Source organism: Nocardioides sp. NPDC127503 (assembly GCF_040302165.1).
Taxonomy (GTDB): domain Bacteria; phylum Actinomycetota; class Actinomycetes; order Propionibacteriales; family Nocardioidaceae; genus Nocardioides.
In genome coordinates this window covers 153,858-174,671 of sequence record NZ_JBEORH010000003.1, presented here as the reverse complement: position 1 = coordinate 174,671, position 20,814 = coordinate 153,858, and the positions used below count along the sequence as shown (strand labels likewise).

The 20,814-nt window shown below is 68.5% G+C and carries 22 protein-coding genes; 7 read left to right on the top strand and 15 right to left on the bottom strand.

Translation table 11 applies throughout. The annotated features are described in order from the left end of the window. Positions 1–28: 28 nt before the first annotated feature. Genes ABTW65_RS07930 through ABTW65_RS07910 form a run of 5 tightly spaced genes read right to left on the bottom strand, consistent with a single transcriptional unit; the run spans position 29 to position 5,308 of the window. Positions 29–2,929: a UPF0182 family membrane protein gene (locus ABTW65_RS07930; protein WP_350659436.1), complete on the bottom strand. Its 2,901-nt coding sequence runs from the start codon at positions 2,927–2,929 to the stop codon at positions 29–31. After that, positions 2,926–3,522, bottom strand: a complete 597-nt coding sequence (locus ABTW65_RS07925; RefSeq protein ID WP_350659435.1) for a PPA1309 family protein — start codon at positions 3,520–3,522, stop codon at positions 2,926–2,928. The genes ABTW65_RS07930 and ABTW65_RS07925 overlap by 4 nt, the downstream gene beginning before the upstream one ends. Beyond that, positions 3,519–4,565 (bottom strand): YlbL family protein, encoded by a 1,047-nt coding sequence (locus ABTW65_RS07920; RefSeq protein WP_350659433.1) that lies wholly within the window; start codon positions 4,563–4,565, stop codon positions 3,519–3,521. Before ABTW65_RS07920 ends, ABTW65_RS07925 begins: the two co-directional genes overlap by 4 nt. Positions 4,566–4,577: 12 nt before the next feature. Next, positions 4,578–4,835: a hypothetical protein gene (locus ABTW65_RS07915; RefSeq protein ID WP_350659432.1), complete on the bottom strand. Its 258-nt coding sequence runs from the start codon at positions 4,833–4,835 to the stop codon at positions 4,578–4,580. Between the two features lie 35 nt (positions 4,836–4,870). Next, positions 4,871–5,308, bottom strand: coding sequence for a molybdenum cofactor biosynthesis protein MoaE (locus ABTW65_RS07910; RefSeq protein ID WP_350659431.1), 438 nt, complete (start codon positions 5,306–5,308; stop codon positions 4,871–4,873). Positions 5,309–5,364: 56 nt separating this feature from the next. On the opposite strand from ABTW65_RS07910, the gene ABTW65_RS07905 reads away from it, so the two are divergent. Both ABTW65_RS07905 and ABTW65_RS07900 read left to right on the top strand, forming a co-directional pair. Then, entirely contained in the window at positions 5,365–6,699 is a 1,335-nt protein-coding gene (locus ABTW65_RS07905; RefSeq protein WP_350659429.1) for a zinc-dependent metalloprotease, read from the top strand. After that, on the top strand, positions 6,696–7,235 hold the full coding sequence (locus tag ABTW65_RS07900) for an NUDIX hydrolase (RefSeq protein ID WP_350659428.1): 540 nt from the start codon (positions 6,696–6,698) through the stop codon (positions 7,233–7,235). Before ABTW65_RS07905 ends, ABTW65_RS07900 begins: the two co-directional genes overlap by 4 nt. Here the strand turns inward: ABTW65_RS07900 and ABTW65_RS07895 are convergent. Beyond that, entirely contained in the window at positions 7,210–8,088 is an 879-nt protein-coding gene (locus tag ABTW65_RS07895) for a helix-turn-helix domain-containing protein (RefSeq protein WP_350659426.1), read from the bottom strand. The genes ABTW65_RS07900 and ABTW65_RS07895 overlap by 26 nt on opposite strands. Before the next feature lie 65 nt (positions 8,089–8,153). On the opposite strand from ABTW65_RS07895, the gene ABTW65_RS07890 reads away from it, so the two are divergent. Continuing rightward, positions 8,154–8,822 (top strand): dihydrofolate reductase family protein, encoded by a 669-nt coding sequence (locus tag ABTW65_RS07890; RefSeq protein WP_350659425.1) that lies wholly within the window; start codon positions 8,154–8,156, stop codon positions 8,820–8,822. Here the strand turns inward: ABTW65_RS07890 and ABTW65_RS07885 are convergent. Continuing rightward, a complete protein-coding gene (locus tag ABTW65_RS07885) occupies positions 8,720–9,286 on the bottom strand; it encodes a M48 metallopeptidase family protein (RefSeq protein ID WP_350659424.1) in 567 nt (188 codons plus the stop codon). The genes ABTW65_RS07890 and ABTW65_RS07885 overlap by 103 nt on opposite strands. A gap of 11 nt (positions 9,287–9,297) precedes the next feature. Further along, positions 9,298–10,317, bottom strand: a complete 1,020-nt coding sequence (locus ABTW65_RS07880) for a PHP domain-containing protein (protein WP_350659423.1) — start codon at positions 10,315–10,317, stop codon at positions 9,298–9,300. Between the two features lie 555 nt (positions 10,318–10,872). Here ABTW65_RS07880 and ABTW65_RS07875 point away from each other — a divergent pair. From ABTW65_RS07875 to argS, 3 genes are all read left to right on the top strand, one after another. After that, positions 10,873–11,031 (top strand): DUF5679 domain-containing protein, encoded by a 159-nt coding sequence (locus ABTW65_RS07875; RefSeq protein WP_091051197.1) that lies wholly within the window; start codon positions 10,873–10,875, stop codon positions 11,029–11,031. Between the two features lie 269 nt (positions 11,032–11,300). Then, positions 11,301–12,068, top strand: coding sequence for a hypothetical protein (locus ABTW65_RS07870; RefSeq protein ID WP_350659422.1), 768 nt, complete (start codon positions 11,301–11,303; stop codon positions 12,066–12,068). Between the two features lie 158 nt (positions 12,069–12,226). After that, the gene (gene argS / locus ABTW65_RS07865; RefSeq protein WP_350659896.1) at positions 12,227–13,924 is read left to right on the top strand and encodes an arginine--tRNA ligase; all 1,698 of its coding nucleotides are present in this window, start codon (positions 12,227–12,229) and stop codon (positions 13,922–13,924) included. Positions 13,925–13,933: 9 nt separating this feature from the next. Here argS and ABTW65_RS07860 read toward each other — a convergent pair whose 3' ends face one another. The 3 genes from ABTW65_RS07860 to ABTW65_RS07850 all read right to left on the bottom strand — a co-directional run bounded on the left by ABTW65_RS07860 (position 13,934) and on the right by ABTW65_RS07850 (position 15,757). Then, positions 13,934–14,098 carry a hypothetical protein gene (locus tag ABTW65_RS07860; protein WP_179659503.1) on the bottom strand — a complete coding sequence of 55 codons (165 nt, stop codon included), beginning with the start codon at positions 14,096–14,098 and terminating at the stop codon, positions 13,934–13,936. Between the two features lie 79 nt (positions 14,099–14,177). Further along, positions 14,178–14,660, bottom strand: coding sequence for a carboxymuconolactone decarboxylase family protein (locus ABTW65_RS07855; protein ID WP_350659421.1), 483 nt, complete (start codon positions 14,658–14,660; stop codon positions 14,178–14,180). Continuing rightward, a complete protein-coding gene (locus tag ABTW65_RS07850; protein ID WP_350659420.1) occupies positions 14,657–15,757 on the bottom strand; it encodes an NAD(P)H-dependent amine dehydrogenase family protein in 1,101 nt (366 codons plus the stop codon). The genes ABTW65_RS07855 and ABTW65_RS07850 overlap by 4 nt, the downstream gene beginning before the upstream one ends. 129 nt (positions 15,758–15,886) lie before the next feature. On the opposite strand from ABTW65_RS07850, the gene ABTW65_RS07845 reads away from it, so the two are divergent. Beyond that, a complete protein-coding gene (locus ABTW65_RS07845; protein WP_350659419.1) occupies positions 15,887–17,533 on the top strand; it encodes a GMC oxidoreductase in 1,647 nt (548 codons plus the stop codon). A gap of 109 nt (positions 17,534–17,642) precedes the next feature. On the opposite strand, the gene ABTW65_RS29405 is transcribed toward ABTW65_RS07845, so the two are convergent. From ABTW65_RS29405 to ABTW65_RS07825, 4 genes are all read right to left on the bottom strand, one after another. Continuing rightward, positions 17,643–17,957, bottom strand: coding sequence for a putative WhiB-interacting protein (locus ABTW65_RS29405; RefSeq protein WP_502890553.1), 315 nt, complete (start codon positions 17,955–17,957; stop codon positions 17,643–17,645). Beyond that, a complete protein-coding gene (locus ABTW65_RS07835; protein WP_141802912.1) occupies positions 17,954–18,253 on the bottom strand; it encodes a WhiB family transcriptional regulator in 300 nt (99 codons plus the stop codon). The genes ABTW65_RS29405 and ABTW65_RS07835 overlap by 4 nt, the downstream gene beginning before the upstream one ends. 104 nt (positions 18,254–18,357) lie before the next feature. Beyond that, the gene (locus ABTW65_RS07830) at positions 18,358–18,573 is read right to left on the bottom strand and encodes a hypothetical protein (protein ID WP_350659418.1); all 216 of its coding nucleotides are present in this window, start codon (positions 18,571–18,573) and stop codon (positions 18,358–18,360) included. A 138-nt stretch (positions 18,574–18,711) separates the two neighbouring features. Then, entirely contained in the window at positions 18,712–20,763 is a 2,052-nt protein-coding gene (locus ABTW65_RS07825; protein WP_350659417.1) for an ATP-dependent DNA helicase UvrD2, read from the bottom strand. Between the last annotated feature and the right edge of the window lie 51 nt (positions 20,764–20,814).

The following is a 20,814-nucleotide window of genomic DNA, read 5'->3' as shown; positions in this document are numbered from 1 at the left end:
GGAAACGAACCCCTAATCGGAGGTGTCCTCAGCCTCCCGAAATGAGGTCGGCGGCCTGGTCGACCTTGTCCTGAGCCTCGGCGATGAGCCGCTCGCGCTCGGCGTAGTCGCCGGACTTGCCGGCCTCGTCGGCCTGGGCGAACAGGGCGCGCGCGTCCTCGAGGAGCTGGCCGACCTCGCCCGGTGAGTCACCGGATGGTGGCGGGGTGGTCTCGGCCGGGTCCTCGTCGGGATCGGAGGCCGTCGGCGGCGTCGGCGCGGCACCGGTGAGCGCGACCTCGAGGGCCTCGCTCAGCGTCGAGCCGTAGCCGACCCGTCCGTCGTAGGAGACCAGCACGAACGCCAGCTGGGCATAGCCCGAGGTCGAGGCGGTCGCCCGGCGGGCGTAGATCGGCTCGACGTACAGGATGCCGTTCTTCGCCGTCGGATAGGTGATGACCTGGCCCCACACCGGCGCGGAGCCGGAGCGGTTGAACGAGGCGACCTCGTCGGCTATCGCCTTGTCCGTACGGAACTCGTTGGAGACCATGCCCGGACCCTGGGTGTCGTCGGGGAAGCCGGTGGTGATCCGGATCTTCCCGTAATCCTCCGAGGTGGCGTCCGAGTCGACCGACATCATCGCCGCCAGGTTCGGACGGTTGTACGGCACGAAGGCCGACGTCAGCGACCACCGCGCGGTCCCGGAGCCACCGTCGAGGAACATCCGGTAGGGCGTCTGCTGGTGGTTGTCGTCGTTCGGGTCCTCGGGTACGGCCCAGCGCTCGTTGCCGGAGAAGAAGACGTCCGGGTCGGAGACGTGGTAGCGCGCCAGCTGGTAGCGCTGCACCTTGTAGAGGTCCTCGGGGTAGCGAAGGTGCTCCATCAGCTCCTTCGGGATCGACGACTTCGGCATCACGGTGCCGGGGAAGGCCGCCTCCCACGTCTGCAGGATCGGGTCCTCCTCGTCCCACTGGTAGAGGGTGACGGTGCCGTCGTACGCATCCACGGTCGCCTTCACCGCGTTGCGCATGTAGTTGATCTCGTCGGTCGGCAGCGTCTGCACCCCGGCCGAGGTCTGGGTGGCGTCGTCGGTCATCGAGGCGAACGAGTCGCGCGCGGCCTGCGGGTAGCGGTCGGTGGTCGTGTAGCCGTCGACCACCCACTGGATCCGCCCACCGACGACGACTGGATAGACGTCGTCATCGAGGGTCAGCCACGGCGCGACCTTCTGCACCCGCTCCTTCGGGGAGCGGTCGTAGAGGATCTCGGAGTTCTCGTTGACGCGCGAGGAGAGCAGGAAGTTGGTGGAGCCGAACTGGATGGCGTACATCAGCTGCCGGAAGTTGGACCCGATCGGGACGCCACCGGCACCTTCGTACGTCGTCCGGGTCTCGCCGTCCTCGGAGTTGTAGTCGAGCTCGACGGCGGCGCTCTTGCCGCCCTTGCCGACGATCGAGTACTCCGGCGAGTCCTCGCCGAAGTAGACCTTGTCCTGGAACTTGCCCTGGCCCGAGGTCAGGTCGTGCTGGCCGGTGCGGTCACCCTCGGCCCACTGCATCTGGTTCGACTCCGACTTGTCATCGGCGCCGCGCATGTTGGCGTAGGAGGCGATCACGCCGTTGGAGTGGGTATAGACCGTGTGCAGGTTGGTCCAGGTGCGGTCGGAGTCGGAGATGCCGGCCTGGTTGAGCTCGCGTACGCCGAGCACGACCGCCCGCTCCTTGCCGCCGACCTCGTAGGTGGAGATGTCCAGCGGCTCGTGCACCGAGTAGTAGGAGCGACCCTGCTGGACCTGCTCGAACTCACGGTGGACGACCGCGGGGTCGACGATCGGCAGCGAGGACGCGGTCTCGTCGAGCTGGTCGGGAGAGGCGCCGTCGGCCTCGGCCTGCGAGGTGTACTCGGTCACCTCGAGGTCGTCCTTGGCGATCCCGTAGGCGTCCTGCGTGGCCTTGATGTTGGCCGCCAGGTAGGGCTTCTCCTTGTCCTGCTCGCTCGGCCGGACCTGGAAGCCCTGCACGACCGCGGGCCAGATCATCCCGATCAGCAGCACCGAGATCGCGAACAGCGAGATCGCGATCGAGGGCAGCTGCCAGCTGCGCCGCCACATGTTGAGGATGAACAGCACGCCGCAGATCACCGCGATGCCGAGCAGGATCTGGTTGGCCGGGAGCACCGCGTGCTCGTCGGTGTACGTCATCCCGTCCAGGCGGGGCCCGGAGCCGTTGACCAGGTCGTAGCGGTCGACCCAGTAGTCGAGCCCCTTGACCAGCAGGATCAGCCCGATCATGGCGCTGAGCTGGATCTGCGCCGAGCGGGTGAACCGGTCGCGCTGCGCGGTGAGCCGGATCCCGCCGTAGACGTAGTGCACGATCATCGCGCCGATGGTGCCGAGGATCAGCCCGGTCAGCGCGAAGTTGACCAGGTAGTGCCACCACGGCAGGTCGAAGACGTAGAAGCCGATGTCCTTCTTGAAGAACTCGTCGGTCTTGTCGAAGTCGCGCCCGTGGCGCCACATCAGATACGTACGCCACTGGCCGGCGCCCGAGAAGCCGGCGAAGATCCCGGAGACGCCCGCGATGCCGATCAGCAGCCAGGTGCGGATCGGGGCGATCGCGTCGCGGTAGCGGTCGAGGCCGCCGATGTCGTCGGCCGGGTGGAAGTAGGGACGTGTGCGGTAGGCGAGCGCCGCGGGCAGCCCGATCATGATCGCCATCAGCACGCAGAAGATGACGAAGAGTGCCGTACGCGTCCAGAAGACCGTGCCGAAGACGCTGCTGAAGTCGATCGCGTCGTACCACAGCGCGTCGGTGTAGATCGCCGCGAAGGCACTGATGCCGAAGAAGAGCACGATCACCGAGACGGCCGCGATCGCCAGCCATCGGTTGCGGCCGGTGCTCTGTGTGCGCGCCGGCGCCTGTGCCGGGTCGTCGTCGTCGAACAGGCTCATGCGTCAGCCTCGCTGTCGGGGTTCTCCTCAAGAGTGACACGCAACAGTTCGAGGAGCTCGGGGACCAGGTCGACGCCGCCGATGACCGATTGGTCGTCGTCGTGCGCCTTCAACCGCAGAGCACAGTACGTGGCACCAGCACGTGTCGCGCCGGCCACGATGCGTACCTCTTGACGGTCGGGGTGCGCCTTGGCGAACTCCGCGGCCGCCTCGGCGTCATCGGGGATCTTGCCGTCGGCGTCGGGCGGCAGCACCAGGCGCTCGACAACCGCTGCGCAGCCGGTGACCCCTGCGGGCCAGGCGGTCGTCTGGAGGACCTCCTCCAGCTGGGTCGTCACCGGCACCTGGTCCTGCTCGATCGGGGTCAGCGACCCGTCCTGATCGGGAGCGTCGAGGCCCATCATCGCGGCGAGCGCGGGCTCGGCCTGGACCAGCGCGGCGGTGTCGACGAGCGCGAAGAGCCTCGCCGGTCCGTCCCAGCCTTCGCCGGCGACGTGGGCCTCGATCTCGAGGACCGCTGTGGCCAGGGCGGGGTCGGTCTCCAGGTCGAGACCGCGGCTGAGCTCGGGGGTGGGCTCAGGGGTGTCGTTCACTTCGTGCTCCCACAGGTCGGCAGCTTGGCATTCGGGTCCTCGGTCCAGGTTTCGATCGCCTTGACGGCGTCATCGAGAGTCTCCACACGGGTCAGGCGCATGTCACCGTTCTCGGCACCCTCGACGTCTTGGCAGTTGCCGGCGGGCACCAGGAAGAGCTCGGCTCCGTCCGAGGCCGCACCCGGGATCTTCTGCTGGATCCCGCCGATCGGGCCGACGTTGCCGTCGCCGTCGATGGTGCCGGTGCCGGCGATCTTCTTCTCGCCGGTCAGCGGCCCCTCGGTGAGGGTGTCGTAGACCGAGAGCGCCATCATCAGCCCGGCGCTCGGTCCGCCGATGGCCGGGTCGAGGGTGATCTTGACGTCGTAGGGGAACTCGTAGGTCGCTCCCAGCGAGACGCCGATGAAGGCCTTGCCGTCCTTCTCACCGGTCTTGATGGTCTGGGTGAGCGTCTTGCCCTTGCGCTCGATGGTCAGCTCGACGGTGTCACCGGGCTCGACCTTCTGCACCTCGGCGACGACCTCTTCGGGGGTGTCGACCGCCTTGTCGCCGACCTTGGTGACGACGTCGTCGGCCTTCAGCTTGCCGGCGGCCGGCGCGTCCTTGGTCACCTCGGCGACCGAGACCTCGTCGACGTCCTCACCGAGCTTGGTGAACGCCGCGGCGATCGCCGCGTCCTGGGCGCTGGCCATCTGCACCTGCCCGGCCTCACGGTCGTCCTCGACGGTGCCCTGGTCGGGGTAGGCGACCTCGCGCGGGTAGACCGCCTCGGTGTCGCTCATCCATGCGCCGAGCAGGGTCCAGAGCCCGAGCCGGGCCTCGCGGGTGGTCTCGGAGACCGTGGTCATCCGCAGCTGCCCCTTGTCGCGGTAGCTCTTGTGACCCTCGACCTGGACGATGTCCTTGCCGTCGAACTCGCCCAGGACGTTCACGGTCGGCCCGGGGCTGTAGATCGTGTACGGCAGCGGAACGACCCAGGCGATCACGATCAGGGCAACCACGAGCGGCAGGGCGACAAGGCCGGCCAGGGTGCGCTGTGTCATAGCGTCACCTTCTCATTCGAGACCAAGTGCACCCCAAGAGGCGTCGCGGTTGACGCGGACCGCGACTCCGGTCGACCTGTCGGGCGGCGGCTGGGGCGCTGCGTACCTTCTCGAGCGCTCGCGCGTCTTCTCCTTCTCCAGCGCGATGCCGAGGCGGCGTACGACCTCTTCGCGGTCCTGCTCGCGCCCCTCACGTCCGAGGAACGCGACCCAGGCCATCGCCAGCACGGTGATGACCGCCGACGGTACGAGCCAGAGCAGGATGTCCACGTACGCAGCCTATTTGGTGGGCACAACGCCGCGCATCAGGGCGCGCCGACCCACTCGTCTGTGCCGTCGGTGAAGACCTGGTGCTTCCAGATCGGCACCTCGGCCTTGAGGGTGTCGATGAGGTCGCGGGAGGCGGCGAAGGCCTCGCCACGGTGGCCGGAGGCGGTGGCCACGATGACGGCGATGTCGCCGATGTCGAGGTGGCCGGTGCGGTGGACGGCGGCGAGGCCCGCGACGCCGTGGTCGGCGGCCACCTTCTCGGCGACGTCCGCGAGGCGTGCGAGGGCGCTCGGATGGGCCTGGTAGTCGAGGCCGGTCACGCCCTTGCCCCCGTCGTGGTCACGTACGCGGCCGACGAAGAGCGTCACCCCGCCGGAAGCGTCGTCGTCGAGTGCGTCCAGCACCTCGGTGACATCGAGAGGGGTCTCCCGGATGTCGAGAAGCTTGACGGCGCCATTCTTCGGTTCAGCCATAGGAACAGGGTAGTGCTTGCTGACAGCGGGCTTCCGTAACCGCGTAGGCTGGACATATGAGTCAGACCCCAGGTGGCCCCGACGAGCCGGAGGAGCCGGAGAACCCCTTCAAGGGCACGCCCTTTGAAGCATTCTTCGGTGGTTTTCCTATCGGCGGCGTCGGCGGAGGCCCCGGCGGCATGCCTGACCTGAGCCAGATCTTCGGTCAGATCCAGTCGCTGCTACAGCCCTATGACGGCCCGCTGAACTGGGACGTCGCGATGGACCTCGCCCGCAAGGTCGCCGCGTCCTCGCCCGACCCGACGCCTTCTCAGCGGCAGAAGGACGCGGTCGCAGATGCGATCCAGTTGGCCGACCACTGGTTGGAGGAGACCACGTCGTTCCCCTCCGGCGTGAAGTCCGCCACCGCCTGGTCGAAGGCGGAGTGGCTGGTCAACACGCTGGACGCGTGGAAGCCGCTGATCGAGCCGGTCGCGGCCTCGACCGCGGCTGCGATGAGCGGTCAGCTCCCCGAAGACATGAAGGCCCAGATGGGCCCGATGATCGGGTTCGTCGGCAAGGCGATGGGCGCTTTGTACGCGAACCAGGCCGGCACCGGCCTCGGTCATCTCGCCGGCGAGGTCATCTCCGTCTCCGACATCGGCATCCCGCTGACCGAGCCCGGTCAGGCCGCGCTGCTGCCGGTCAACGTCGAGCCCTTCGCCGAGGGCCTGGGCGTCAGCACCGACGACGTGCTGCTCTTCCTGGCCCTGCGCGAGGCCGCCCACCAGCGGCTCTTCGCCGGTGTGCCGTGGCTGCGTGACCACGTGGTCTCGGCCGTGACCGACTACGCGCGCGGCGTCGAGCTCAACATGGAGGCCATGCAGCAGCGCATCGAGGAGCAGATGCGCGGCCTGGACCTCTCCGCGATGCAAGACCCCTCCCAGCTTCAGAACATGTTCGAGGAAGGCATGTTCGAGGTGCCCGACTCACCCGCGCAGAAGGCGGCGCTGGAGCGGCTCGAGATCGTGCTGGCGCTCGTGGAGGGCTGGGTCGACGAGGTCGTCGCCCTGGCCACCGCCGAGCGGATGCCGGTCGCGGCGCAGCTGCAGGAGGCCGTACGCCGCCGCCGCGCTGCCGGCGGTCCGGCCGAGCAGACCTTCGCGACGCTGGTCGGCCTCGACCTGCGGCCACGACGGCTGCGGGACGCGGCCGCGCTGTGGGGCTCGCTGCGCACCCGGCAGGGCATTGAGGCCCGCGACGGCGTCTGGATGTCCCCGGCGCTGCTGCCCACCTCGGCCGATCTCGACGACCCGCTCGGCTTCCGTGAGGGCGCCGAGGCTCCCGATGTCGACTCGATCGACTTCGATGCGGAGCTCAAGAAGCTGCTCGGTGGAGACGCTGACGAGTGACCCTGCACGCTGACGCGCTCGCGAACCTGCGGGCGTGGGACGCTCCGTCGGCTCCCCAGGAGACCTTGCGGCAGCGCTACGTCTCCCATCTCGAGGCCGAGCCCACCGGGGTCTTCAAGTCGTGCGTCCCCGACCACCTGACGGCCTCGTGCGTGGTGCTCTCCGACGACGGTTCCTCGGTGCTGCTGACCCACCACCGCAAGGCGCGGCGCTGGTTCCAGTTCGGTGGTCATCTCGAGCAGGACGACGCGACCCTGTGGGCGGCTGCCGCCCGCGAGCTGCGTGAGGAGTCCGGCGTGCCCGACCTGGTGCCGCTGCCCGGGCTGGTGCAGCTCTCCGAGCACCCGGTGCCCTTCTGCGCTCCGTCCGGGGACGTCCACCACCTCGACGTACGCTTCATGGCCATCGCCCCCGCCGGTGCGGTTCCGGAGGTGAGCGAGGAGTCCCTGGACGTACGTTGGTGGCCGGTCGATGCGATCCCCGAACCCGAGGACAACCTGATCGAGCTCATCAAGCTCGCCCAGGCTCGCCTCTAGCTGCCCGGCCATCTGGGCTCGTGCCGAGCGCGGTGTGAGCGGTCGGACGCCGGCTGACGGCGAGCGCGGACGGCGGTTCGCCGGCGTACCTGACGACATCGCGGGTCAGATGGCTCTGGTCGGCATAGCCGTGACGGGCGGCGACCTCGGCGACGGTCAGCGTGCCGAGGCGATGTATCGAGCTTGTCGAGATGTCGGCGGCCGCGCGCTCGAAACGTACGACACCGGCAGCCGCCTTCGGGGTGAGCCCGACGGCGCCCTGGAAGCGGGTCGTGACGTACCGGTGGCTCCATCCGGTCTCGGTCACGAGGTCCCGGATGCGCACCTGACCCCCGGACTCGGTGATCCGGTCCCACAGCCAGGACACCAGTGGATCGGCCGGCGGACCGGCCCGCGCCAGCAGAGCGGACTGGACCAGGTCGAACCTCGGCCGCCAAGTGCCAGCCTCTGCGAGCTGCTCCGAGAAGGACGGCCCGAACTGCGGGATCAGGTCCTCGGCCGCCATCACCCTGCCGGCCACCTCACGACCTGGGACGTTGAGTAACCGAGAGACACCGAGCGGCGTCAGATAGACCTGCACGCACGCATGGCTACGACCGGACCGGGTCGAGACAGGCCCAGGCATGAAGCCGGAGAGGAACGACCCGTACGTCCCGACGCCCACCCCCGCGGCGACGTCGAGGACCTCGAACGGGTCCCCGAAGGAGAGGACCAGCGGCAGCAGGGTCCCCGCGGGCTGGCGCCGCTCGAGCGGCGCGGCCGACTGCTCGCGGAAGCCGACGACGCCCGCCACCAGGCCCCGCAGACCGGGGTGAGTGGGCAGTCGTACGATCTCGCGGGTCTCGCCCGTCATACATCGATGATCGCCGGTCGATTTCGTTCAAGCCAGTCGATTCGAGCAGGGCGCAGGCTGTTGTCATGCGAAAACTTGCGATCGTGGAGTTCCTGAGCGTCGACGGCGTCATGCAGGGACTGGGTTCCCCCGACGAGGACCGGGACGGTGGCTTCGAGCACGGCGGCTGGGGCGCGGCCTACGGTGCCGCGGTCGGGGAGGTCCTCTCCCCCGACGTCGGTGCGCAGACCTCGGCGTACGTCATGGGACGGCGGACCTACCAGAAGATGGCGGAGTTCTGGCCGACCCAGCCCGATACCAACCCGATGGCGGCGAGCCTCAACTCCACCCCGAAGCACGTCGCGACCCGCGCGCTCCACGACCTCGCCTGGAGTGGTGCGAGCGTGCTGGAGGGAGACGTCGTCGAGGCGGTCGCCGGACTCAAGACCGAGGGGCAGGGAACCATCGTCGCGCTCGGGAGCGGTGACCTCGTGCGTCAGCTGATGAGCGCCGGGCTCGTCGACGAGCTGCGGCTGTTCGTGCATCCGTTGCTGCTCGGCACCGGCAAGCGACTCTTCGGCGACCTGCCGTCGCCGTGTTCCCTGCGGCTCGAGGACATCGCCTCGACGAGTCTCGGCACGGTCGCGCTCACCTACGCCGTGGGTCCGTCGATCTCTTCGGCCCCTTCGACATCGTCGTCCTCCTCGCCCGGAGGGGCGGGAAGCTTGGCGGCGGCGGACCAGCCGGCCAGGTAGCCCTTGGCACGCTCGGCCTGGGGGTAGCGGTCGACCCACGCCCAGAACGCCTCGTTGTGCTTGGCCTCGAAGAGGTGGGCGAGCTCGTGGACGAGGACGTAGTCGACAACCCAGCTCGGCATGCCCCGGAGACGGTCGCTGAGCCGGATCGAGCGGTCACCCGGGGTGCACGAGCCCCAGCGACTGTTCTGGTTGTCGACCCATCGCACGGAGTCGGGCTTGGCCAAGCCGCCGAAGTACTGGTCGCTCAGCGCGGCCGATCGCCGCACCAGATCATCGTCACTGGGCTTGCGACGCTTTTCGGCCTTCTCCAGGCGGGCGACCATCTGCTCGACCCACTCCGCCTCCTCCCGCTGAGACATCGCGGCCGGGATCATCACGATGATGCGGTCGCCGTCACGGTAGGCGGAGACCGTACGCCGACGCCGCTTGCTGCGTCGCACCTCGATCTCCGGGCCGTCCATAGGTCAAGAAACTACCTGTTCGCCCAGGCCAGCAGGCGATCCCGAGGCCAGGTGTTGATGATCCGTTCCTCTTCGATACCCGCCATTTCGGCTCGTTCGCACCCCAGGACGAGGAAGTCGAGCTGCCCCGGAGCGTGTGCGTCGGAGTCGATCGAGAAGAGGCAACCGGCGTCACGAGCGAGCTCGAGGAGCTTGGTCGGCGGGTCTCTCCGCTCCGGTCGGGAGTTGATCTCGACCGCGACCTCGTGCTCGGCGCACGCCTCGAAGACCTTGCGGGCGTCGAACTGGCTTCCGGGGCGGGTGCCGCGGTTCCCGGTGACCAGCCGGCCGGTGCAGTGGCCGAGCACGTTCATCCGGGTCGTGGAGACCGCGGTGACCATCCGCTTCGTCATCTGCTCCTTCTCCATCTTGAGCTTGGAGTGGACGCTGGCGACCCGGAGCTGGAGCTTGGCGAGCATCTCGTCGGTCTGGTCGAGGCTGCCGTCGTCGAGGATGTCGACCTCGATCCCCTTCAGCAGGGTGAACCCGTGTCCGGCGAGGTGGTCGTTGACCGCGTCGACGACACCGAGCTGGCGCTCCAGGCGGGCGGCGCTGAGACCGTTGGCGATCGTCAGGCGCGGGCTGTGGTCGGTGAGCACGAGGTATTCATGGCCCAGCTCGATCGCGGTGAAGGCCATCTCCTCGATCGGCGAGCCGCCGTCGGACCAGTCGGAGTGGCTGTGCAGGTCGCCGCGCAGCTTGCTCCGCAGCCTCTCCCCCGCTCCGGTCAGCGGACCGCCGTGGATGCGCTCGGTGTCCTGTAGGCGCTGCGGAACCTCGCCGCGCGCAGCCTCGGTGATGACCTTGGCCGTGCTCGCCCCGACCCCGCTCAGCTCGGTCAGGGTGCCCTCGGCCGCCCGGCGGCGTACGTCCTCCTCGGAGAGGGGAAGGATCGCTGCCGCCGCGGTGCGGAAGGCCTTCACCTTGTAGGTGTCCTCGCGTCCGCGCTCGAGCAGGAATGCGATCCGACGCAGGGCTGCGACGGGCGACAACGGCTCGTCTACCAAATCTTCCTCCAACTATTTTTGCCTCCACAGGCGGTGGAGAATGCTTTTCCCAGGTCAAGGTCTGGATTCAACCGAATATTCTCCGTCCGGTCACCTTGGTTACTCACAGGAAAGCGGATGTCTTCCACCGGATGTCCCCAAGCAAAGCGGGGTTGTCCACATCTTGTCCACAAGCAACGCGGAGTGGGACGTTGACGCGCTCCCACATCCTCTTTAGGTTCGATGTCAGTGGGACCCCCGGCGCCGCCGGACGGCCTTCGCAAGGGGAAGGCGAAGGACGATCCAGGCACCGGGGGTCCCTCCAGTCTTAGCGCCACCTCGAGACCTTCGCGAGAGCCTTCGACAGACCTTCGATGCGTCCTCGAAAGCCTCGAATCCCCCGGTATGACGCCAACACGCCGACACTCGCTTGGTAGCCCGTGTTGCCGCAGGAAGCGCCGCGTGTCGTAGGGTCGAGTTGGCTCGTCATGACGAGCTTCCGACGGGCTTCCCTGACAACCCCGTCGCGACGACCAGTTACATATAGGCAAGGAGGCCGTCATGGCGGAGACCTGGAGCGGCGAGTTCTACTGCGTGAAGTGCAAGGAGAAGCGCGAGGCAACCGGTGAGATCCGGGTGAACGACAAGGGCACCAAGATGGCCAAGGCCGTCTGCCCCGTCTGCAGCACCAACCTCAACCGCATCTTGGGCAAGGCCTGATCACTGAGCTCATCCTGAGCCCACGCGGCGGCGTCCCCCGGCAGTTTCGGGCGGCGCCGCTGCCACGTTTTCCCGAAGCGTCAGCCCCGTCGGCCGAAGCGTCAGCCCCGTCGGCCGAAGCGTCAGCCCCGTCGGCCGAAGCGTCAGCCCCGTCGGCCGAAGCGTCATCTAAGTGCCAACTCGGCCGACGCGCGTGACGTCTCGGCAGTTATCCACAGGGTCTGTGGATTGTCGGTGCAGGAATTCTGGCACGGTGTGAGACTCCCGGCATGAGCACGCGCTACCGGATTCGGCCGGGGTATGTGGCCGTACGACGTGATGAGACCCGACTCCAGATCGGCATCGACCCGCCACGGCGGGCGATCGTGCAGGACGGCGTGGAGGTACGCCGCCTGCTGACCGACCTCGCCGCCGGCCGGGCGGTCGAGCCCGACCACCTGCCCGGACGACACGCGATGCAGCAGCTGGGCAACGCCGGCCTGCTGATGGAAGCGGACGGCGTCGAGCCGCCACCACGGGTGGGCTTCGACGGGCCGCCCGCACTGCTCTCTGCGGCTCGGGCGCTGATCGGACCGGGTCCGGCGGCGCCGAGCAGCATCGTCGTGCTCCTCTCGGAAGGGCCGCTGGACCGCGAGCGGGCCGATGAGATGGTGCGCGAAGGCCGGGCACACCTCGTTGTCGAGAGCGGACCCGACACCTGGACGGTGGGTCCGCTGGTCGTACCCGGCGTCACCGCCTGCCTACGATGCGTCGACGCGACCCTCGCCGAGGAGGACGAGCGGCGGGCCGTGGTCGTGAGCCAGCTCGTCGGCAACGAGGTGCCGAGCGACGCGCTGCTGCAGTCCCTCGCGCTCTCCTGGGCCGTACGCGACGCCCGCACCTACCTCGCCAGGCGCACCCCGGCCTCGTGGTCGACGTCGGTGATCCTCACCCGGGACGACGCGCCAACCGTCCGATCCTGGCTGCGGCATCCCTACTGCGGCTGCGCCTGGGACCTGATCGCCTCGGCCGGGCCGGAGGCGGGCGAACCGGCTTGACCTCCGCCGATGCCTCCGGCACCCTTGCGGACATGGTCACGAAGAGTGCGCTGCGACGACGAGGCATGGGTCTCTGACCCCGCCCTCGCGTCAGCCTGCCCTCTTCACCTCCTAGGACCACTCTCGTGCACGAGCACACTCTTGCCCTGTCCGCATACCTGCAGGACGCCGTCGTCGCCTGCTTCGGCGACGCCTACGCCGGGATCGATCCCGAGCTGCGGCCGGCCACCCGGCCCGAGTTCGGCCACCTCCAGTCCAACCTCCCGCTGCGGTTGGCCGGTCCGCTCGGCCTGTCCCCGCGGGAGATCGGCGCCCGCCTCGTCGACGCCATCGATCTGGGTGACATCTCGACAAGCTCGATACATCGCCTCGGCACCCTCGACTTGGCCGGTGCCGGGTTCCTCAACTTCACCTGGTCCCCCGCGGTCCTCGGCGCGGTCGTCAGCGACCTGCTGACCGACCCACACCTGGGCGTACCCACCCCGGAGAACCAGAAACGGGTCGTCGTCGACTACTCCTCCCCCAACGTCGCCAAGCCGATGCACGTCGGCCACCTGCGCTCCACCGTCATCGGCGACGCCCTGGCCAGGGTGCTGGCCTACGCCGGCCACGACGTCGTGCGGCAGAACCACCTCGGCGACTGGGGCACCCAGTTCGGGATGCTGGTCGAGGAGCTGCTCGGAGAGGGTCTCGACGACCCGGCGACGGTCGCCGACCTGGACATGACCGAGCTGCTCGCGCTCTACCGGCGGGCCAAGGCGCACTTCGACGACGACCCGGGCTTCGCTGACTCCGCCCGGCGCCGGGTGGTGGCGCTCCAGTCCGGCGAACCGACCACTCTCGCGCTCTGGCAGGCTCTCGTCGACGCCTCGATGGCCGAGTTCGACGCCACCTACAGCCGGCTCGGCGTACTCCTGACCGACGACGACTTCGACGGCGAGAGCCGCTACAACCCGCAGCTTCCGGGTGTCGTCGACGACCTGCGGGCATCGGGTCTGCTAACCGAGTCGGCCGGTGCCCAGGTCGTCTACCCCGACGGCTTCACCGGCCGCGACGGCGGACCGCTGCCGCTGATCGTGCGGAAGGCCGACGGTGGGTTCGGGTACGCCGCCACCGACCTCGCCACGATCCGGCACCGCGTCGACGACCTGGCCGTGGACCGGGTCGTCTACATCGTCGACCACCGGCAGAGCCAGCACTTCGAGATGGTCTTCGCCGTCGCCCGGGCCGCCGGCTGGCTGCCCGACTCGGTGGAGGTCCAGCACATCGGCTTCGGCACCGTGCTCGGCCCCGACGGCCGGCCGTTCAAGACCCGCTCGGGCGAGACGGTCACGCTGACCGCACTGTTGGACGCCGCCGAGGAGGCGGCCGCGACCAGCTACGCCGGCCCCGAGGTCGTACGCGCTGTCGCCAATGCCGCGGTGAAGTACGCCGACCTCTCCAACAACCTGGCCCGCGACTACGTCTTCGACCTCGCCCGGATGTCGGCCACCACCGGCGAGACCGGCCCGTATCTGCAGTACGCCCACGCCAGGGTGTGCAGCATCCTCGCGCAGACGCCGCAGCAGACGTACGCCATCGGCACCCTGTCCCACCCGGCCGAGCAGCGGCTGGCGCTGGAGCTGACCGGCTTCGCGTCGGTGGTCGCGAAGGTCGCCGACACCTTGGAGCCGCATCACCTGACCGCGTACCTCTATGGTCTGGCGACCGCCTTGACGGCGTTCTACGAGAACTGTCCGGTGCTCAAGGCCGAGGGTGAGGTCAGGCAGACCCGGCTCGCATTGTGCGAGGCGACCCGGCGAGTGCTGTCAGAGGGACTCAGGCTCCTCGGGATCGAGGCGCCACAGAGGATGTGAGCGTGGGGGTCAGGCCCACCAGTCGGAGTCGAGCTTGGCTTCCATGGAGCGTACGTGACGCCGCGAGCAGGCCTCGCAGAACGACTTCGCACGCCCACGCTCAACCGCGGTGGTCCACGCGAGGAGGCGGTTGGGGTCGGCCTCGTAGCATCCGCAGAAATCGCAGGTCTTCATGTATCAACGATAGGTCGAAATCCTGCGGTTCAGAGGGTGCAACACCGAAATTCTGCATCACCTGAATGTCAGCGCCGTGTTACCTCCCGGACGGCAGGACACAGGCGGTGTCGAGGCCCAGAACATGGTTCAGACGACCGAACGCCAGCCATGAGCCGAGGCACATGCTCAGCTCCACGATCTCGGCATCGGTGTAGTGGGCCGACATCCGATCCCAGAAGTCCTGGTCGATGCCGTGGTGGTCGATCGCATAGCGCTCGGCGAACTCGGCAGCGAGTCGGGTGCGGTCGTCGAACGCGTCGGTCGTACGCCACTGCTCGACCGCCTCGGCGAACGACTCCTCGACCTTCTCGCCGTCTCGTTCGGTGCGCCAGTCGAGGCAGAAGACGCAGCCGTTGATCTGCGCGATCCGCAACCGGGCGGCCTCGAACTCGCGGAGCCCGAGCGTGGTGTGCTCGTAGACCGCTAGCGAGAGACCGGCGGCGGCCGGGCCGATGCCGGGGACCATCTCGCCCCAGACGTACGCGATGGGGTCCTTGTCCTCGGGGACATCGATGATCATGCGGTCGCACCTTTCTGGGCGACCTTGGCCGCACCGAGCTTGCCGGTCGCCGGACGCAGCGGGACGTCGAGCGCATCGTAGAGGCCGGGAGCCGAGTCGACGAGCCACTCGATCGCGCCGACGAGCCGTCCGACAGCGGTGGCGTTGCCGCCTGCCGCCCGGTTGCCGGCCTTGTCGGTCGCCTCGATTGTCACCTCGATCCGCGGGTCGCCCTCGATGATCACCCGGTGGGCACCGTCACCGTCGGGTGGCGTGGGCCAGTCTGGCGCGCAGGAGGGGTGGATGCGGGTGACGTGCTCGATGACGATGAGCGGCTCCCCGGCGACGATCCCCTGGACCTCGAAGCGCACCGCACCCTGGGTGCCCTTCTCGAAGTCGCCCATCGACTCGGTGGTCACGGTCTCGTCGAGCGGCAGCCGCTCGACGGTCTCCCGGATCTCGTCGAGCTCGACCTCGAGGCCGCGGGCCAGCAGCCGGACCTGGCCGCCCCACACCATGGTCGGGACGGTTGCCGCGAGCATCGGGGCGTCGTAGTCCATCGGCTGGCCCATCCCGACGAGATAGCGGACGGAGTCGGGCTGGTCGTAGGTGGAGTAGTCGAAGATCTCCTGGCAGCGGACGACGTCCACGGTGCTTCCCAGGCCGCTGACCAGCAGCGGCAGCACGTCGTTGCCCCACCCGGGGTCGACACCGGAGACGAAGAGCGACCCGCCGCCCTCGGCGATCGCAGCCAGCACCGGCTCGCGCATCTCCGGCGGAGCGTTGCGCTGGTCGTAGAGCGCGTAGAGGGCGGGCGTGACCACCACGGCCCCGGTCCCGAGCGCTCGCACGATGTCGGCGAGGGCCTCGTCTGGGCGGATGTCGCCCGATGCGGCGTACACGATCGCCTGCGGACGCGTCGCGAGCACCGAGTCGATGTCGTCGGTGGCGGCGACGCCGAGGTCACGGCCGAGCTCCGCGAGGTCGCCCGCGTCGCGGCCGACCTTCTCGGGGTCGTGGACGAGCACGCTCGTCAGCTCGAGTCGTGGATGTGCGTCGACCGCGCGGATGGCGAGTCGACCGATGTTTCCCGTGCCCCAAACGCATGCGCTGACCATGCGATCTCCCTTGCCGGTTGCCCTGGTTGGTTTGCGTTGCCGGTTTGCGCGAATGTTGCGAAACCTGTGACACCCCCACCGGCATACTAGAACATGTTCTAGGAATCAGTGATGAAAAGGGAGGTCATCTTGAGCAACACACCACGAGAGGACAGGTCGCGAGGCCTGTCACGCCGAGGGTTCGTGCTCGGCGCGGGCTCACTGGCTGGTGTCGGGATGCTGGGAGGAGCATTCGGAGCCAGCCCGACATGGGCATCAGCCGCAGCGTCGTCGATCGGCAACGGCGCGCAGGTCCCGGTGCTGGTCATCGGCACCGGCTACGGCGGCTCGGTCGCGGCCCTGAGGCTGGCCCAGGCCGGCATCAACGTCCACATGGTCGAGATGGGCCAGGACTGGGCCACAGTCGCACCGGGGAGCGACGGCAAGATCCATCCGAAGATCACCAGCCCGGATCACCGCGCCTTCTGGATGCGTACGCGGACCAAACAGCCGCTCAGCAACTTCCTCGGGTTCCCCATCGACAAGGACATCACCAAGCATGCCGGCATCCTGGACGCCGAGGACTTCGCCGGGATCTCCGTCTACCAGGGACGCGGCGTCGGTGGCGGCTCGCTCGTCAACGGAGGCATGGCCGTCACGCCGAAGCGGGAGAACTTCGGAGCCGTCCTCCCCTCGGTGGATGCCGCGGAGATGTACTCCACCTACTACCCGCGGGCCAATGCCGCCCTCGGCGTCGGATCCGTCGACCCCGCCTGGTTCGAACGGACCTCCTACTACCAGTACTCACGCGTGGGCCGGAAGCACGCTCAGCGCTCGGGCTTCGCGTGGACGTTCGTCCCGGACGTGTACGACTGGAACTACATGATGGCCGAGGACAACGGCAGCGTCCCGAAGTCGGCGCTGGCCCAGGAGGTCATCTACGGAAACAACCACGGCAAGAAGACGCTGCCGAAGACGTACCTCGCCCAGGCGGCCGCCACGGGGAAGGTCACGATCTCCTCTCTGCACCGGGCCACCTCGGTCCGGCCCGCGGCAGCCGGTGGATACGACGTCGTCCTGGAACAGATCAACACCGCCGGCGACGTGGTGGCGACGAAGACGGTCAATGCGGGCAAGGTGTTCTTCGCGGCCGGCAGCGTCGGTACGAGCAAGCTGCTGGTGAAGCTGAAGGCGACCGGCGCGTTGCCCGCGCTGAACGGCGAGGTCGGCCAGGGCTGGGGCGACAACGGCAACGTGATGGTCGGGCGCGCCAACCACATGTGGGACCCGACCGGTGACGTGCAGTCGACGATCCCGTGCTCGGGCATCGACAACTGGGACGCCGGCGGCGCCTTCGCCGAGGTCGCGCCGCTGCCTGCCGGTCTTGAGACGTTCGCGTCCTTCTATCTCGCGATCACCAAGACCCAGCGCCGGGCGGCGTTCAGCTACAACTCGGCCACTGGCAAGGTCGACCTGTCGTGGCAGACCGCGTGGAAGCAGGACTCCATCACGATGGCGAAGACGATCTTCGACAAGATCAACAGGACGGAAGGGACGATCTACCGGACCGACCTCTTCGGCACGAACAAGATCTGGGGTGACCACCTGACCTACCACCCGCTGGGCGGCGCCGTCCTCAACAAGGCGACCGACAACTACGGCCGGCTGCACGGTTACAACGGTCTCTACGTCATCGACGGCTCGCTCATTCCGGGCAACACGAGCGTCAACCCGTTCGTCACGATCACCGCCCTCGCGGAGCGGAACATCGAGAGGATCATCGCCACCGACCTCTGATCGGATCAGGGCACAACATAGGACCGGCCAGTCCGAGGGTTTCTCGGACTGGCCGGTCATCTTCCACACCCGCGATCAGAGGGGTGAGGTCTTCTGCCCTGAGAAGGGCTTACAGCGCGCGGGCAAGAGCCAGCTTCGCCTGGACGGCGGCTCGCTCGGCCTTGCGGCCCAGGCGAGCGGCCTTGACGAGGGCATGTCCTCGCCGCAGTTCGCGCGCCTCTCCCAGGCGCGCGGACATTTGCGCGCGCGCCAGGTCTTCGTAAAGCAAGTTCATCTGAGTGCTCCGTACTCGGTTGGTGTTCATGTCTGTTGTTCTCCTGCTGGTCAGCGGGCTCCGGCGCCCATGGTCATCACGATCGGGTTCATGGCTGTTGGCCTTTCGTCGTTGAAACGGCTGCTGGTGTTGAGGTGCTCGGTTGTTCAGGCGGCGTCCTTGCGGGGCCGGCCACGGGGCCGCTTGCGGGGGATCACCTTCCCCTGCAGGAGCAGCTGGCCGCCCCAGACGCCCCAGGGCTCACGCCGGTCGAGAGCGCTGGCGAGGCAGAGCGGCTGCACGGGGCAGGTCGCGCAGAGCGCCTTGGCGAACTCGACGTCGGCAGGCGACTCGGCGAACCAAAGCTCCGGGTTGTTGACCCGGCAGGGCAGCTGGTCCTCGTCGTAGCGGTTGGCGCGGTCGTGGAGAACGCCGAGAGTGACCTCGGGCTCGAGAATGCTGGTCATATGTACACCTCCTTTGTGACTGATCGCGGGTTTTGAGAAACAGAAAGGCCGCGGATCCCGGGTTTCGGGTTCCGCGGCCTGGAGGCTGCTGTGACTACGTGGTTCTACGTAGTCGGACAGCTCCAGGCTCGAATCCCGTGGGACTTGACCTTGATGGCATCCGCCTGCGGGGACACGAGTCCCTCGAAGCGCGTGCCGTAACCGGCGCCCATAAAGGCACCAGCAGCCGGGGTGGCCCAGGTCGGGCTGGACAGCTCGGGGTGGCCGCACGCGGACATGGCGATGCCATTGATCGGCGTCTGGATCGTGTTGATCTTCACTGGGGCCACCTCCTTCGGGGCTGTCGGGCGCGCCTCATCGGCACGCGGCTTTACTTGATGAAAGAACAGTAACCGGCCGGGCAGGTCGGCCGCAAACGATTAAACCCGTTGATTTCGACGAATTTCCGTGAAGGACTTTTAGGCCTCAGCGGCAATCACACCAAGGACTTCCGAGCCGTACGTCTCCACCTTGCTGCGGCCGATGCCGGCGATGCGCTGCAGATCCTGGAGGGTGCCCGGCTTCCGCTCGGCGATCTGCTCCAGCGTCGCGTCGGTGAAGACCACGAATGCCGGCTTGCTGATGGCCTCGGCAGTCTCCTTGCGCCACTGCTTCAGCCGGCCGTAGAGCTCCTCGTCGTAAGGCGCGTCGCAGCCCTCGTGACGGCCCATCCGCTTCTCGGCCGCCGAGCCGAGCGGCCCACCGCAGGCCTTGCACATCCGCGCCTTCCCGGAGCCGGGGCGCCGCGTCGGCGCCGCGGACCGCGCCGGCCGCAGCGGGTCGAGGAACCGCGACGGCCTGCGCCGGGCGGCCTGGCCCGGCTGGCGTGCCAACGCCCAGGACAGGGTCAGGTCCACCCGTGCCCTGGTGAGGCCGACGTAGAGCAGTCGCCGCTCCTCCTCGATCTCGGCCGGGGTCGGCTCCTCGCCGCGGAGGATGAACGGCATCGTGCCGTCCTGGAGGCCGACCAGGAACACCGAGTCCCACTCCAGCCCCTTGGCGGCGTGGAAGGTCGCCAGGGTCACTCCCGACGGAACTGGTGCGTGCTGTTCGGCCGCACGACGGTCGAGCTCTGCGACGAGGCCGGCCAGGTCGCCGCCGGCCGCGGAGAAGGTGCGCGCCTGGTCGATCAGCGCCTGCCACGACTCCCAGCGGTCGCGGGTCTGCCCCCGGCCCTCGGGCGGCTCGGAGGTCCAGCCCATCCCGGCCAGGATCCCGTGGACCGACTCCAGCAGCTCGTCGCCGATCACGGCGCCCTGGCCGCCTCGCGCCGCGCCGCGGATCCGGGTCACCGCCTCCCGGACCTCGGGACGGTCGAAGAACCTGGCGGCGCCGCGCAGGACGTAGGGAATCTTGCGCGCGGTGAGCGCGTCCTCGTACGCCTCCGACTGGGCGTTGATCCGGAACAGGATCGCCATCTCGTTGTAGGGCTTGCCGGACTGGTGCAGCCGCAGGATCTCGGCCGCGACGCCCTCGGCTTCGGCGACCTCGTCGGGCTGCTCGACGTGCTCGACGGCCGGCCCGGCGTCGCGCTGCGCCTGCAGTTGGACACCGGCGCTCGGCGTACCTTCCAGGATCTTGTTGGCGGCCTTCACGATCTGCGGGGTGGAGCGGTAGTTGCGGACCAGCTCGACCGAGGTGGCGGCAGGATGCTTCTTCGGGAAGTCACGCAGGTAGGTGGCGTCGGCGCCTGCGAAGGTGTAGATCGTCTGCGCCGGGTCGCCGACGACGCAGAGCTCGCTGCGCCCGCCCAGCCACAGGTCGAGCAGCGCCGACTGCAGCGGCGACACGTCCTGGAACTCGTCGACGGTGAACCACTTGTACTGCCGCCTGACCTGCGCCGCGACGCGCTCGTCGTGCTCCAGAAGGCCTGCGGTCAGGAGCAGTACGTCCTCCATGTCCATGCGCGCCTGGGTGCGCTTGACGTCCTCGTAGGCCGCATAGATGTGTCCCACCATCGACGGCGTCAGCCCGCCGACCTCCCGGCCCCGCGTCTCGGCCGACTTCGGGTAGTCGTCGGGGTGGACGTTGGATACCTTCGACCACTCGATCTCCGAGGCCAGGTCGCGCGCCTGAGCCTGGTCGACATTGATCCGCTGGCGCTGCGCGGCCGCGCGGACGAGAGGGATCTTCGACTCGGTCAGGTTGGGCAGCTCGGTGCCGTAGACCTTCGGCCAGAAGAACCGCAGCTGGCGCAGGGCGGCGGAGTGGAAGGTCCGTGCCTGGACCGCACCGGCGCCCATCGCGCGCAGCCGCTGCCGCATCTCGCCCGCGGCCCGGGTGGTGAAGGTGACCGCGAGGATCTCCTGGGGCGCGTAGACCCCGGTCGCGACGCCGTACGCGATCCGGTGGGTGATCGCCCGGGTCTTGCCGGTCCCCGCGCCCGCAAGCACCCGGACCGGACCCCGCAGTGCCTCAGCCACCCGGCGTTGCTCAGGGTCGAGGGCGGCGAGGAGGGACTCGGGGGTCACGGGCGGGGCAGGGTTCAATTGGGAATGGCTCCTCGGGGTGGGAACGTTGTG